Genomic DNA, 13,361 nt, shown 5'->3' with positions numbered 1-13,361 from the left:
ACTTTTTTAATGAACTGTTTTAACTTCCTGATCACAATTAAATTTAAGCCGTACTATCTTGTTTTAGCTGTATGTTTTTTGTTGTTCAACGGCGCGAGGCCCGTACTGGCCCAGGACAAAGAAGATGGTGAAGAAGTATCAACCGTACTCAACATCAACGATAAGAACGGCACTTTTAGCTCAACCGCGTCATTCAGTTTCGAGATAAAAAACAACCACGACACCAACCAGGAAGGTACCATCTCATACATTATTACTACCGAAAAAGGGCAGGTTATTAAAACACTGTCGAAACCGGTAAACCTCGCCAAAAAGAGCACTTCAAAATATGACTTTGATGTTCCAGGCTTGAAGGCGGGCTTTTACAAGCTCAATATGATGATCAACGTAAGCGATTATGACGATACCACCCGTCGCGCTTTCGGGATTAAACCAGACGATATCAGGTCGCAGTATGCTAAACCTGCCGATTTTGACCAGTTTTGGCAAACCGCTAAAGATGAACTGGCTAAGGTGAAGCCCAACTACAAACTCACCGAGCTACCCGACAGGCAAACGGAAAATCGCAAGGTTTATCAAATTGAAATGAAATCGCTTGATGATATTCTCATCCGTGGTTTCATGACGGTGCCTATCACTAAAAATAAAGACAAAAAGTTTTCGGTACTGCTGGGTTTGCCCGGTTACCAGGTTAACCTGCAGCCCATAGTTGGTGACGACCCGGACCTGGTGATCATCACCCTGAATACCCGCGGCCAGGGAACCAGTAAAGACGTGGTGCATACCGAGCGCGATGCCTTTATCTCCTATCATATTGAAGATAAAAACAAATACGTGATGCGCGGCGTGATCATGGACTGCGTTAGAGCGGTGGATTTTATTTTCGCCCAGCCTAACCTTCGTCATGATCAGATCCTTGCGAGTGGTGGTAGTATGGGCGGCTTTCTGTCACTGGCGGTTTCAGGACTTGATCACCGCATTGCTTTATGTTCGGCACAAAACCCTATCATGAGCGATGTACATAACCTGGTTGGCGCGGTAACATGGCCCATTAACGATATCAGGAAATACTGCAACAGCAAAGCCGGGGTAAGCTTTGACCAGGTGATCAACAACCTTGATTATTACGACACCAAAAACTTTGCAAGCCGGATAAAATGCCCTACACTTATTGGTTTAGGCTTACTTGATCCCTTTGTACCTCCTGCTAATGGTTATGCTGTTTACAATTCATTGAATGGCGATAAGCACATGATCATATTTAAAAATCTGGGCCACGAAGTAAGCGTGGAGTATAAAGAGTACGAGGGCCGTTGGATGCGTGATACATTTGGTTTATTTTAGCACGTTTAAACCATGGGCCTGAAGTTATCCATTTCAAAATATTATCTGTTTACAGCAATTACGCTTGCTGCTTTTATACCTGCTAAAAGCTACGGCGGCGGTTTCCCGGTACGACCGGGCAGGATCACGCTTACGCCATCAGCAACCTACTTTTTTGCCAATAAAGCCTGGGACGAAAACAGTCATAAAGATGCCTTTGCCAATAATGGCAAGTTTACATCATGGAGCTATGCGCTATACTCGGAGGTTGGCTTAAGTCGCCGGTTTACGCTATCGGTACTGGCCCCCTATGTCATGAATACTTTCGCGACAGATCTTGGTACCAGCAAAAGCTCCGGCTTTCAGGACCTTGAAGTAGGCATCAGGTATTATTTAGCCAACATTAATTATAAATATTATTTCAGCTTACAGGGTACAGCCATTGTACCTATGTATACCAATACCGCGTTGGGCTATAACCAAAAAGGAGCCGAACTCAGACTGGCCTTTGCAGGCAGCGGGCATCTGTTTGGAAAAAACTCATTCTTCATTTTAGAGAACGGCGTACGCGAGTATTTCGGCTACGAAAGTGTTTTCCAGGACAGGTATAATGCTACTTACGGCGTAACGCTCGATAAAAAATTCCGTGAGCAAATTTCATTAAGCGTAGGCGGATTTTATGCTACCAGTATCAATAAGGAATTTAACGTAAACCCAAGTGCCAGCAAAAACTTCGCGTTTAACCAGGTTGCATTAAGCTACGGGCATTCCTTTGCCAAAAGCCTATCGATGTTTTTAACGGGCGGAACGTTTGTTACCGGCCGTAATACCGGCGCGGGCACCAACCTATCGGCGTCGCTTATTTACCGGATTGATACTAAATAGCTTTTAAAAGCTCAAGCCCGAAGGCATAAAGCTTTTAGTCTTTGATTACTTGAATGAAAAACATTAATTGCCTTGGTTTTAACCAAACGTAAAAAAGCTGAAATAGAACCGGCTTTAGCCAATTTATGCAGGCGGGTTTAGGCTAAAGCCCTCTTATAGACTGCCATTACTCCGTTGGTTAAAACCAACGGCTATGAAATCCTATCTGTCGGTAAATATAAAAGCGGAACACGTAAAACTTAAAGCACTTAGCTACCATAAGCTACTCAAAATGCAAGGCATTCATTGCCGTTGGTTTTAACCAACGGTAAAAGAAAGCCGAAAATTATTGGCTTTAGCCAAACTATGCGGTCGATTCTATACTAAGCCCTATCAACCTATCGATTCTTGCCCGATTAAATTACACCAAATCAGCAGCGGATTTTTCCGTTTCAAACAGGTTTAATACTTCGTCCCAATTGTGAACGCGTACGTGCTGGTGTTCGTGCTTATTGTGATGCGCGTTGAACATGATGGCCTTACCGCTGCAATAATCAAGGTTTTTGCAATGATCATCTATCATGTAATCGGTATGAATAATGCTTTTATCGCCACACAGCACAATATTACGCCAGCCGATAAAAGGAAAATACTCCTGAAGCCATTCCAACTTCTCGAATAATGATAATGGAAACTCGGTAGCAGCCGACACAATGTATACCTCATAATCCTCCATCAGCTTTTTAACAGCTTCAACAGCGCCGGGCATCACAGGCAATGTGCGGAAAAAACCCGGCAGGTTCAAAGAAGCTTTTGTTGCAGCATCCAGCGGAAAAGCCTCTGCATGCGATAAACCGTTAATAGCTTCAAGGGTTGTTGTAATACCATACAACTGCTCATAATATTTGATCAGTTGCGGCTCGACATCGGCCATAACGCCGTCCATGTCGATTGCGATAGTTTTTCTTTCATGCAATTTCATGCAGCAAAACAAAACAAATTTGCAATATTTTGCAAATTATTTGTAACTTTGCATCATATTGCAAACATGGTAAGAGAAGAAAGACTCCAGATCATTTTAGATCACGTATCAAAAGATAACAAGGTTATGCTTACCGAACTGAGCGAAAAACTCAATGTTTCGGAAGATACCGTACGCCGCGACATCAAAGTACTGGCCGATCAAAAGCTGCTAACCGCGGTAAGGGGCGGCGCGGTGGCCCACTCCCCCATTCCGCATCATTACCGGGCAAGGGAAAAGCACGACGTAGCATCCAAAAAGGTGATCGCATCTAAAGTGCTCAGCTTTTTAAAAGATGGACAAGTGGTAATTTTTGATGGCGGTACATCAACACTGGCTGTAGCCGAAAGCCTGCCCGACGATTTAAGGATCACCGTAGTTACCAACAGCTTTCCGGTAGCAAACGCGCTGGAAGACCATCCAACAGTTGAAGTGATATTTGCAGGCGGTCGGCTATATAAATCATCATTCACCACCATCGGCCACGAAACCATCAACGCGTTCAGGAACATCCGGGCCGATCTGTGTATTTTCGGGATCTGTAGCGTGCATCCTACCATAGGCATTACCACCCGCGATTACGAAGAGGCGGAGATCAAGAAAACGATGATCGAAATATCAAAGGAAACCATTGCGCTATCCACCTTAGAAAAAATAAACAAAGCCGATTCTTATTACATAGGCCCGGTTACAGAACTGGCCACTATCATTACCGATGTATCTCCCGACGACGAACAACTATCGACATACAGGGAAGCAGGCATCAACATCTTTTAACATCCAACAACGTGAAAAAAAGTTTACTACCGCTTACCTTAGGCGGCCTCGGCATAGGCACTACCGAATTTGTAATGATGGGCATGCTGCCCGATATTGCCAATGATTTTCATACCAGTATCCCTGTTGCAGGGCACCTTATTTCGGCTTATGCTTTAGGCGTGGTTATTGGCGCGCCACTGTTGGTAGCATTTACCAGCAGCTATCCTCCTAAAAAGATCCTGACCGTATTGATGATCATTTTTACAGTCTTCAATGCTTGTTCGGCCTTTGCGCCAAATCATTATGTGTTGTTGTTTTCGAGGTTGTTAGCCGGCTTGCCACACGGTGCGTTCTTCGGCGTAGGCTCGGTAGTGGCTACCCGTCTTGCCGAAAAAGGTAAACAGGCGCAAGCCATATCCATTATGTTTGCCGGGCTTACCATTGCCAACCTACTTACCGTTCCTTTGGGTACTTATATCGGTCACCATTATTCATGGCGCTATACCTTTGGGATGATCGCTGTAATTGGCTTGCTCACTTTAATATTTATCCAATTATGGCTGCCACGGTTAGCACCCAACAATAGCGGCAACATCCGCTCTGAGCTTACATTTTTCAGAAAAAAGCAGGCCTGGCTTATCATTGGTCTTACGGCTATTGGTACCGGCGGTCTTTTTGCATGGATCAGTTACATAGCCCCGCTCATGACCGAAGTATCTAAATTCGCGGCCAGCAGTGTTCCTTATGTATTGGTTTTAGCTGGTCTGGGCATGGTAGTAGGCAATGTTATTGGCGGTAAACTGGCGGATAAAGTTTCGCCGGTAAAAGCCTGCTTAATATTAATGATCACGATGGCCATATCATTAATTGTGATCTTCTTTGTTTCGCAAAATCAGATCCTGTCGCTGGTAATGACATTTATAACCGGTGGCCTTTCAATGGCCATAGGTTCGCCTATACAAACATTGATGATCAATACAGCCAAAGGTGCCGAAATGCTTGGCGCGGCTGCTACACAAGCCGCTTTCAACATAGGCAACGCTTTAGGCGCTTTCCTGGGCGGCTTACCTATTGCCTGGGGATTAGGCTTTACCTCGCCGGAAATTGTGGGTGTGATCATGGCCTCAACCGGTGCATTATTTGCTTTGACACTGAGCAGGCAAAAGGTTAAGATTGTTGAGGAAGAAGTGGCGTTGGCGGGTGAATAAAAAAACTAAATATCTACCGCAAATAAATAATATGTCATTGCGAGCGAAGCGCGGCAATCGCACGGAAGCAAAGCCGCTCTGTATAGCATGCGATTGCCACGCTTCGCTCGCAATGGCATGGAGTAGATTTACGGCAGGTATTTTCCAAACAAATCCTCAATCACCTTTGTACGATAATCAAATATCTGCTCAACTTTGCTTTTAACAAAAACGGCATTGGCAAACCTGCCTATCGCGCCATATGGGATGGCGTAGTGCAAAAGATCGGTCATGTGTACACCTCCGTCTATCTCCTTAAAATGGTGCTGGTGATGCCATAGGGCGTAAGGGCCAAAACGCTGCTCATCAACAAAATACTTTTTATCATCAACGTGGGTGATCTCGGTCATCCAGTTCATTTTGATACCCAGCAATGGCGATATTTTGTAGGTGATGATCATGCCCGCATACATTTTGGTATCGGCGGTATAATCAGATGTAACTACAAAACTCATATCCTTCGGCGTGATCTTAGCCAGGTTTAAAGGGGACGAAAAAAAATCCCAGGCTTCGTTAAGGGTGATGGGGAGGCTTTGTTCTCTTTTTAAAATGTATGTTTTCACTATGGGGTAACAAGGATGAAGGGGGAATGTTATAAAAACACAAAAGAAACTGGAGCCGCCGCTCGCATCCTTGCGAGTAGCAACTATCAAGCGGCCTCCCGGCCGCCGGGCTACGGAGGCCAGAGACCTGGAAATAGTTGCCACTCGGCTGGAGCCGAGCGGCGGCAAAATTCAATAATTTATCTACCTCTCTTCCTTCCCTATTGGCAAATCCCTTCTTGACCATTCGCTCCATGAACCCACATAAAGCTTGGCACCAGCGATACCGGCATAATCCAAACCCAGCAAAGTATGGCAAGCTGTAACACCCGATCCGCAGTGAACAATCACCTCATTATGCGCTACATCGCCAATAACAGCGTCATATGCTTTACGCAATTCATCGGCAGGCAAATATCTGCCATCCGCGCCGAGGTTGTTGGTATAGGGCAGATTATGAGCGCCAGGAATATGCCCGGCAATCAGATCCAAAGGCTCTGTCTGGCCTAAATATCTTGGTGTTTCGCGAACATCTATCACTACACGCGAAGGGTCTTTGGCTGCTTCGCCTGCTTCATCAATCAAAACTGTATTGGCATACTCATGTGTTACCGGGTACGGATCAACCGGGGTTGGCGTGTAAGCCTCGGTGCTTAGCTCAACACCGGCATTTTTAGCCGCCTGCAAACCGCCATTCAGTACCTGCACATTTTCGTGGCCAATAGCCCGCAGCATCCACCATAAACGCGAGGCCGCAAACGCGCCCGACTTATCGTCATAAACCACCACATGGCTTTGAGGCGTAACACCCCAGTTGCCTAACTGTACAGCAAATTCCTGTATGTTGGGCAGCGGATGCCTGCCGCCAAAAGCGGGATCTTCGGGTTTAGTGGTAAGGTGCTGGTCGAGGTCGGCGAATATCGCGCCTTTCAGGTGACCGGCCAGGTAACGCTGATAGGAGTCTTGCCCTGCGCGGGCATCAATGAGAATAGTATCCTTGCCGGCCAAAGCCGGATCGTTGATTTCAATTAATGACGACATAGGTATATCTGATATGTTTAAATATCAAATATAGATACACCGCTTTTAGTTTGGCAAATTTACTGCACTATTTTGTTGGCGCAGTATGAACTTGCAAAAGCCTCGGGTTTAGCCTTAAACACAAAACCCATGCTCAGGATGTAACCCATAGCCTCGTGCAGGGCCGCGTTACTTTTAAACATCGGATTGGTGTTAATGTCGGCATGTACCTCAAGGTCTACATCGTACAGGTCAAGCAAATCGCAAAGCTTGTAAGCTATGTCAATTGATTTCTGCACTTCGCTCAGCATCCTTTCTTTGATGCTCATTTTTTGCGATGTGCGTTCCTGATGGATGAACATAAAGGCACCACGTTTTTCGCGCAGAAATACGATCACCGTCGCGAAATCTGTAATAGATCCCTTAACTTGAGAGTCGGTGCCGATACATACTTTGAGTTTGTTACCAAGGAGGGCTTCGCGTTCAATTGCCTTTTCAACCTCTTCCATAATGGGCGATTGGATTACTTCGCCGCTGAATTTTCTCCAGGTCATAAAAATTATTTTAGGTAAATTTTAGGCGACCTTTTTTATGGGTCTATAAAAATAAGCGATTAGCTTTCATATTAACGTAAATAACATGTGATTTATTTGTTAACATTTATCTGATTGTTAACAAGTTGGGGATTTTCAGGTGAAAGGCGAAAGGTAAAAGGCGAAAGGTGAATAGTACCCAGCGCTGACGCTCGGCTCCGGCCGAGTGTCGACTATTAAGCGGCCTCTGGGCGCCGAAGCTGGAGTAGCAGGCCTGAGGCCTGGGAATAGTTGCCACTCGCGAGGACGCGAGCGGCGGCGGGAAGTCACTGTTTGAAGTCGTTAATAGAACCGCCTACAGCTTTCCCTTCGCCTGTAGTTCAAGCGGCACAACAACAATCAGCTCAAGTGATTTTACCATATCCTTAGTTCCGATTTTGTATTTTTTAAAATGTGGCGTTTGCAAATGAGCTTTGTAGGCCGTGGTATCGGCATATATTTCGAAAACAGTAATATGAGCCGGATTATCCTTGTCTGCTACAGCATGCAGGGTCAAAACGCCGGGTTCAACACGTACCGCGGTTTCAATTTGCTCCTTCAGGAAAACTTTATAATTATCAAGCTGGGCAGGGTCTATTTGTAATTTGGCAATGTGCACAACCTTGTCACCTTGCTGGGCCGAAGCATTTTGATTAGTAAATATCATAATTAAAAATACCAATATGATTAGCAGCAATGCCTTGATGTTTATTTGTTTCATTTTGAGTTGGTTTGAATAAATGGGTAGCAAGGATGTATATTCAAATATGCCGATATTTTTCATGCACTATATTATACCAATTACTGTTTTATTTACCATTATCACTGTTTAGCCCGGCAAACAAAATCATAAGCTGTAATTTTGATCTGTTTAACAACAACTATATAAACAACACTATGGAAATTAAACGAAACGGCTCGCAGGCATCAGGCAAAGGCCCGGCCGAATATTTTACCGGTTCAGTACGTATCGATCCGCTGATGAGCCCGCCAGAACCTTCACGCGTGGCTATGGCCTTGGTTACCTTTGAACCGGGTGCCCGTACGGCCTGGCATACCCATCCATTTGGGCAAACATTAATTGTTACTGCCGGCGCGGGCTGGGTACAGCGCGAAGGCGATGCCAAACAAAATATTTACCAGGGAGATGTAGTTTATTTCCTGCCGAACGAAAAGCATTGGCATGGAGCCACCGATACCACAGCCATGAGCCACATAGCCATACAGGAAAAATTAAACGGTTCGCCGGTTGACTGGATGGAGCAAGTGAGCGAGGAAAGCTACAAGGGTTAGTTTTAACAAGCTATTGATATTAAACCCATAACCAACATGTCATTGCGAGGCACGAAGCAATCGCACGGAGGCGCGACCGCTCTGTGCGATTGCCACAATGACATGGTTTTTATTTAAATCAAGCTAACGCAGTTTTAATCCGATTCTCAGCCTCAAGCACCAGTTCAGCTACGGGAGTTTTGCCGGGTTCAATGGGCTCCAACACCGTCCAGGTTACTGCGGTAAAAGTATTAAGAGGAAAGTAGCCGTACTTCATAACCTTCCAGGCATTATTTATTGCAATTGGAACAAGCAAGGCGTCGGGACATTTTTTTAGGATAGCGGCAATACCTGCCGAGTGAAATGGTTTAACCGTACCGTCCTTTGAACGGGTGCCCTCAGGAAATATTACTGCCGACCAATTATTTTCCTTCATCCGCGCGCCCAACATCATTAATTCGGTCATGGCTTGCCGCTGATCTTTTCTGTCGATATTAGCACCGCCCCCATGTTTCAGGTTATAGCTGATAGAAGGGATATTTTTGGTAAGCTCAATCTTAGAAACAAATTTGGCGTGATATTTACGCAGATAATAGATGAGTGGGGGGATATCAAGCAAACTCTGGTGATTGGCCAGAAATATAATAGGGCGGCCTACCGGTAAATTTTGCTCATTAATAAAAGTTACAGTATCGCCGAGTAAATAAAAGGTTCTTAACAGGAACAGGTTTAGTATATCAACAACCTTTTTATGCGCAGTGTAGCCAAACACACGAAAACTAATCCACTGCAAAGGATGAAATATAACTAAACACAAGGAAAATGCAATGGCGGTTAGCGGTGTTAAAATAAAGCCTAATAACTTTTTCATCAGTGGGCAAAGTTATATTTTTTTAAACAAAGCGGTAATTTACAAACGGTTTTCTGTGAGGAGCAGCTGTACTTTGAGCACCGCTGCAACCGTCATGGCATCGGTAATTTCGCCATCACAAACCATGCGGTACATATCGGCAAAGGGTACTTTTTTTATGATAAGCTGCTCGGTTTCCTCGGGTTCGGCCTCAAATTGTTCAAGACCACGTGCCAGGTATAATATACTCAACTCGTCACTTACCGAATTACTGAGGTGCAGGCGTTGGATCTCTGTCCATTGGGACGCTTTTAAACCTGTTTCTTCCAGCAATTCTCGTTTGGCCGATTCAAGTGGATCAGTACCTTCCGGACCACCACCTTCCGGCATTTCCCAGCTATACTGGTTCAACGGAAAACGGTACTGCCCCACAAGGTAAGTGTTCAGCTCTTCATCTAAAGGTAAAACGCCTATAGCTAAATTTTTATAATGAACCTTGCCATAAATACCGGGATTACCGGCGGGATTAATAACCTGGTATTCGGTAACATTGATCCAGGGATTATCATAAATATTTTGTTCGGAGGTTATTTTCCAGGGATTATCTTCAGGGTGATGCATGGCCTAAAAATAATGGATTAGGCTTGATGGAAGGAATAAAATTGAATTTAAATAAAAAGGCGGTTGTGAGGACACAACCACCGGGAAAAATTAAATTAAATAAGGGACAGCGGTTGTGAATACACTCACCCCAAGGTCGTGTCCCCACGACCGGATACAAATCAAGCCGCAGCTATCGCTCTCTTCAGCGTAAAATAAAACGTACTCCCCGATCCTATTTCACTATCTACACTGATCTTGCCGGCCTGGGCCTCAATAAAATCTTTGGCAATGGCAAGGCCTAAACCTGTTCCGCCCTGCTCAGATGTGGTGTTAGGCACTTTAAAATAGCGCTCGAACAACCGGGGCAGATATTGATCTTCAATACCCTTTCCGTGGTCTGTTACCGAAAACTCTATTTCATCGTTTTTATGCTTTTTAACCACCAGTTCCACGGTCGATTTTTCGTGACTGTATTTTATGGCGTTTGAGAGCAGGTTAATGAGTACCCAGGTAGTTTTATCCAGGTCGGCATGTACTTTAGGCAAACTTTCATCGCATTTTACTTTGATCTCCACATGCTTTTGATCAGCGATAAACTTAATTGCCTTTACAGCATAATCCACAATATTTTGCGGGTGCGTACTGCCGAAGTTGAGTTGCAGCTTACCGGTTTCAACCTGGGCCATATCCAACAGTTCACCCGTAATGAGCAGCAAGCGGCGGGTATCATCATCAATATTACTAATCAACTGGCGCTGTTCGGGGTTCACATCGCCAATACGCTCATCTTCCAGTAGTTTCAGGCTCATTTTTATAGATGATATCGGCGTTTTTAGTTCATGCGATATGGTTGCGATAAAATTGGTTTTAGCCTCATCCAGTTGCTGGTATTCGGTAATATTTTTCAGGATGATCACCTTCCCTATCACTTTATCCTTACTGCTTACCGATAATGATTCGCGCGAGTAGAAACCCTCATGATTATCGGCAAAGATGCGCAGTTTCGCCTGATCGTTCACCAGCAGCTTGCGCATCAGGTCATTCTCCAAAGCAATATCTGGAGCATATTCGCCATTAAGTTGACTGGCCTTCATGCCTATCAGGTTACAGGCTACCTGGTTGGCAAATATGATCACCTGCTTTTCATCCAAACCGATAATGGCATCCTGCATAGAGTTAATAATGGTTTCTATCCGTCTTTTCTCAAACAGGATACTTGCCAGGTTACTGTTCTCAAATTCATCAAGCTTGCGGGTCATGTTATTAAAAGCCTCTCCCAGCTCCCCAAATTCGTCGTTAGATTCAAAATGGATCTGCTGATGATAATTTTTATTTGATACTTCTTTGATTCGAGCCGTAAGTTCCTTGATAGGGTTAGCAATGTAACCCGGGAAGTTAACCGCGAAGCTAAAGGCTACCAGAAATAAGAAAGCACCCAAAAAAGCAACTAATAACGAACCACGTTTTGAAGTAGCATTAGCAATATCGTTTTTGCGTGATATGGCATCCATGTTAACCCGCATAACGTTATAAAGGTGCTGGCGAAACCTTAAGCTTAACTGTCTTTCCTGAAGCTCGTCGTTGCCCGCTTCCTTCAGCTTTTCAAAAGTGAGCCTTGCCGAATCGGTAAATTGCCGCTCGCCAACCTCGGTTACGTTGCGGTCTTGCAGGGCCATATTTTTATCAATGACTTTGATTTGCTCAGGCGTAAGTTTTCCCGGGTGCGAATCAATCGTCGACAGTACATTTTGAACGTATTGCACACTTTTGTAGTTATCTTTCAGTATGGCACCCGCGTCAGAAGAGAGCTGATTAAGAAAGTATATCGACATTCCGCAGCAAATTAATGCCAGTGTAAACAGGAAGCCTATCCCTGCCCGGAGTTTATTTTTAATTGTCATGGCTATGAGAGTATTACAAGGTCAATATCAGTTTTGGACATTTTATTTAGTAGCTGTGTAAACACGGCTGTTTTCATAATAAGCTGGTAAAATTTAAACCTCGGCTTGCCAATGCAAATCGTGGTGATATCATATTTTTCGGCAGTTTCCCAAATGGTACGGGCCACATTATCGTCTTTTACTTTCAGCACCTCACCGCCCAGCTGCGTGGCCAGCTTCATGTTATTGATGAGGTGCCTTTGAGCGGCTAAGTTAATCTTATCGCTGCTCTCACGCGAGGTTTGCACATAAAGCAAATACCATTTTGAGCGATAATATGATGACAACCTTGCCGTTTTACGGATAATAACCTTAGCCGACTCATCATTGGTGCTTATACAGGCCAAAAACAGTTCCGGCCGCAACTTAATGGTTTTAGGCACTTCAATGTCAATCTTCCGCTCAACCTGGTGGGCCACCTCGCGCAGGGCCAGTTCACGTAACTGCAATATCCGCTCCGCCTGGAAAAAATTACTCAGTGCGGTAGGGATTTTTTTTTCATCATATATCTTGCCTTCTTTCAGGCGCTCAATCAGTTCATCGGCAGTTAAATCGATGTTTACTACCTCATCAGCCAGTTGCAGCACTTTATCCGGAACCCGCTCATTGATGGTAGCTCCGGTTATCCGCTGCACCTCCTCATTAAGGCTTTCCATATGCTGAATATTTACCGCGCTGATCACATTAATACCAGCGTTCAGGATCTCCATCACATCCTGCCAGCGCTTTTCGTTGCTGCTGCCTTCAATATTGGTATGGGCAAGTTCATCAACTATAACCACCTCGGGCCGTAAGCTGATCACGGCTTTTAAATCCATCTCCTCCAACTCCTTCCCTTTGTAAAACAACTTACGCCGGGGAATTACCGGTAAACCTTCAAGAAGGGCATGGGTCTCTTTCCGGTTATGGGTTTCGATGTAACCAATTTTCACGTCGATACCATTGCGCAACAGGGTCTGAGCCTCCTGCAGCATCCGGTAGGTTTTACCCACACCCGCGCTCATGCCAATGTATACCTTAAACTTTCCCCGGCGCGATTTTTTAATCAGCTCCAGAAAATGCTCAACCGACTGCTCTTTGGTATCTTCGTTCATAAGGCAAACCCTTTAAAAAGGGAGACTTTTAAATTTATCAATTTTATTTTTCAATTCCCCTCTTGAGAAGGGGAGCACTGGAATGGTGCGGTTGCAGGGGTGTGTTTCATCGCGTGACGAATAACACACCCCTCCGCCCCTCTCAAGAGGGGAATCGCACAGTCCCGGCGCATTTAATTTATTGGTATTGTTATTTATTAGTTATTATTCCTTTTGTCATCCTGAGGCCCCCCGCCGTTGTTGGTGTTGTCACC

General features: G+C 44.8%; 14 protein-coding genes. 5 read left to right on the top strand and 9 right to left on the bottom strand.

Annotated features, from left to right (window positions below):
• Positions 1-9 precede the first annotated feature (9 nt).
• Both DEO27_RS01415 and DEO27_RS01410 read left to right on the top strand, forming a co-directional pair.
• Entirely contained in the window at positions 10-1,344 is a 1,335-nt protein-coding gene (locus tag DEO27_RS01415) for an acetylxylan esterase (protein ID WP_112575885.1), read from the top strand.
• A gap of 12 nt (positions 1,345-1,356) precedes the next feature.
• Positions 1,357-2,208 carry a hypothetical protein gene (locus tag DEO27_RS01410; RefSeq protein WP_112575884.1) on the top strand — a complete coding sequence of 284 codons (852 nt, stop codon included), beginning with the start codon at positions 1,357-1,359 and terminating at the stop codon, positions 2,206-2,208.
• 400 nt (positions 2,209-2,608) lie between these two features.
• On the opposite strand, the gene DEO27_RS01405 is transcribed toward DEO27_RS01410, so the two are convergent.
• On the bottom strand, positions 2,609-3,169 hold the full coding sequence (locus tag DEO27_RS01405; protein WP_112575883.1) for a 5' nucleotidase, NT5C type: 561 nt from the start codon (positions 3,167-3,169) through the stop codon (positions 2,609-2,611).
• A 66-nt stretch (positions 3,170-3,235) separates the two neighbouring features.
• On the opposite strand from DEO27_RS01405, the gene DEO27_RS01400 reads away from it, so the two are divergent.
• Both DEO27_RS01400 and DEO27_RS01395 read left to right on the top strand, forming a co-directional pair.
• Positions 3,236-3,985, top strand: a complete 750-nt coding sequence (locus DEO27_RS01400; protein ID WP_112575935.1) for a DeoR/GlpR family DNA-binding transcription regulator — start codon at positions 3,236-3,238, stop codon at positions 3,983-3,985.
• Positions 3,986-3,996: 11 nt separating this feature from the next.
• Positions 3,997-5,175 (top strand): MFS transporter, encoded by a 1,179-nt coding sequence (locus tag DEO27_RS01395; protein ID WP_112575882.1) that lies wholly within the window; start codon positions 3,997-3,999, stop codon positions 5,173-5,175.
• A gap of 128 nt (positions 5,176-5,303) precedes the next feature.
• Here the strand turns inward: DEO27_RS01395 and DEO27_RS01390 are convergent, their stop codons facing one another.
• From DEO27_RS01390 to DEO27_RS01375, 4 genes are all read right to left on the bottom strand, one after another.
• Positions 5,304-5,777: an SRPBCC family protein gene (locus DEO27_RS01390; protein WP_112575881.1), complete on the bottom strand. Its 474-nt coding sequence runs from the start codon at positions 5,775-5,777 to the stop codon at positions 5,304-5,306.
• Between the two features lie 183 nt (positions 5,778-5,960).
• Positions 5,961-6,797 carry a sulfurtransferase gene (locus DEO27_RS01385; RefSeq protein WP_112575880.1) on the bottom strand — a complete coding sequence of 279 codons (837 nt, stop codon included), beginning with the start codon at positions 6,795-6,797 and terminating at the stop codon, positions 5,961-5,963.
• A gap of 59 nt (positions 6,798-6,856) precedes the next feature.
• Complete coding sequence (locus DEO27_RS01380) at positions 6,857-7,330, bottom strand: ribonuclease H-like YkuK family protein (protein ID WP_112575879.1); 474 nt, start codon at positions 7,328-7,330, stop codon at positions 6,857-6,859.
• Positions 7,331-7,664: 334 nt separating this feature from the next.
• Complete coding sequence (locus DEO27_RS01375; protein ID WP_112575878.1) at positions 7,665-8,069, bottom strand: putative quinol monooxygenase; 405 nt, start codon at positions 8,067-8,069, stop codon at positions 7,665-7,667.
• A 176-nt stretch (positions 8,070-8,245) separates the two neighbouring features.
• Between DEO27_RS01375 and DEO27_RS01370 the strand changes: the two genes are divergently transcribed.
• Positions 8,246-8,641, top strand: coding sequence for a cupin domain-containing protein (locus DEO27_RS01370; protein WP_112575934.1), 396 nt, complete (start codon positions 8,246-8,248; stop codon positions 8,639-8,641).
• A 118-nt stretch (positions 8,642-8,759) separates the two neighbouring features.
• Here the strand turns inward: DEO27_RS01370 and DEO27_RS01365 are convergent, their stop codons facing one another.
• The 4 genes from DEO27_RS01365 to DEO27_RS01350 form a co-directional block, all read right to left on the bottom strand.
• On the bottom strand, positions 8,760-9,491 hold the full coding sequence (locus DEO27_RS01365) for a lysophospholipid acyltransferase family protein (protein WP_112575877.1): 732 nt from the start codon (positions 9,489-9,491) through the stop codon (positions 8,760-8,762).
• Between the two features lie 39 nt (positions 9,492-9,530).
• Positions 9,531-10,091: an NUDIX domain-containing protein gene (locus tag DEO27_RS01360; RefSeq protein ID WP_112575876.1), complete on the bottom strand. Its 561-nt coding sequence runs from the start codon at positions 10,089-10,091 to the stop codon at positions 9,531-9,533.
• Between the two features lie 161 nt (positions 10,092-10,252).
• Positions 10,253-11,974 carry an ATP-binding protein gene (locus DEO27_RS01355; protein WP_112575875.1) on the bottom strand — a complete coding sequence of 574 codons (1,722 nt, stop codon included), beginning with the start codon at positions 11,972-11,974 and terminating at the stop codon, positions 10,253-10,255.
• Positions 11,975-11,976: 2 nt separating this feature from the next.
• Positions 11,977-13,107 carry a sensor protein KdpD gene (locus DEO27_RS01350; protein WP_112575874.1) on the bottom strand — a complete coding sequence of 377 codons (1,131 nt, stop codon included), beginning with the start codon at positions 13,105-13,107 and terminating at the stop codon, positions 11,977-11,979.
• Positions 13,108-13,361: the final 254 nt, after the last annotated feature.

It is taken from the genome of Mucilaginibacter rubeus (assembly GCF_003286415.2).
GTDB lineage: Bacteria > Bacteroidota > Bacteroidia > Sphingobacteriales > Sphingobacteriaceae > Mucilaginibacter > Mucilaginibacter rubeus_A.
This window is presented reverse-complemented; position numbering and strand designations above follow the sequence as displayed.

Excerpts from the sequence above, each read along its gene's own strand:
- DEO27_RS01415 (WP_112575885.1), top strand. The coding sequence starts at position 10 with ATGAACTGTTTTAACTTCCTGATCACAATTAAATTTAAGCCGTACTAT.
- DEO27_RS01410 (WP_112575884.1), top strand. The coding sequence starts at position 1,357 with ATGGGCCTGAAGTTATCCATTTCAAAATATTATCTGTTTACAGCAATT.
- DEO27_RS01405 (WP_112575883.1), bottom strand. The coding sequence starts at position 3,169 with ATGAAATTGCATGAAAGAAAAACTATCGCAATCGACATGGACGGCGTT.
- DEO27_RS01400 (WP_112575935.1), top strand. The coding sequence starts at position 3,236 with ATGGTAAGAGAAGAAAGACTCCAGATCATTTTAGATCACGTATCAAAA.
- DEO27_RS01385 (WP_112575880.1), bottom strand. The coding sequence starts at position 6,797 with ATGTCGTCATTAATTGAAATCAACGATCCGGCTTTGGCCGGCAAGGAT.
- DEO27_RS01380 (WP_112575879.1), bottom strand. The coding sequence starts at position 7,330 with ATGACCTGGAGAAAATTCAGCGGCGAAGTAATCCAATCGCCCATTATG.
- DEO27_RS01375 (WP_112575878.1), bottom strand. The coding sequence starts at position 8,069 with ATGAAACAAATAAACATCAAGGCATTGCTGCTAATCATATTGGTATTT.
- DEO27_RS01370 (WP_112575934.1), top strand. The coding sequence starts at position 8,246 with ATGGAAATTAAACGAAACGGCTCGCAGGCATCAGGCAAAGGCCCGGCC.
- DEO27_RS01365 (WP_112575877.1), bottom strand. The coding sequence starts at position 9,491 with ATGAAAAAGTTATTAGGCTTTATTTTAACACCGCTAACCGCCATTGCA.
- DEO27_RS01360 (WP_112575876.1), bottom strand. The coding sequence starts at position 10,091 with ATGCATCACCCTGAAGATAATCCCTGGAAAATAACCTCCGAACAAAAT.
- DEO27_RS01355 (WP_112575875.1), bottom strand. The coding sequence starts at position 11,974 with ATGACAATTAAAAATAAACTCCGGGCAGGGATAGGCTTCCTGTTTACA.
- DEO27_RS01350 (WP_112575874.1), bottom strand. The coding sequence starts at position 13,107 with ATGAACGAAGATACCAAAGAGCAGTCGGTTGAGCATTTTCTGGAGCTG.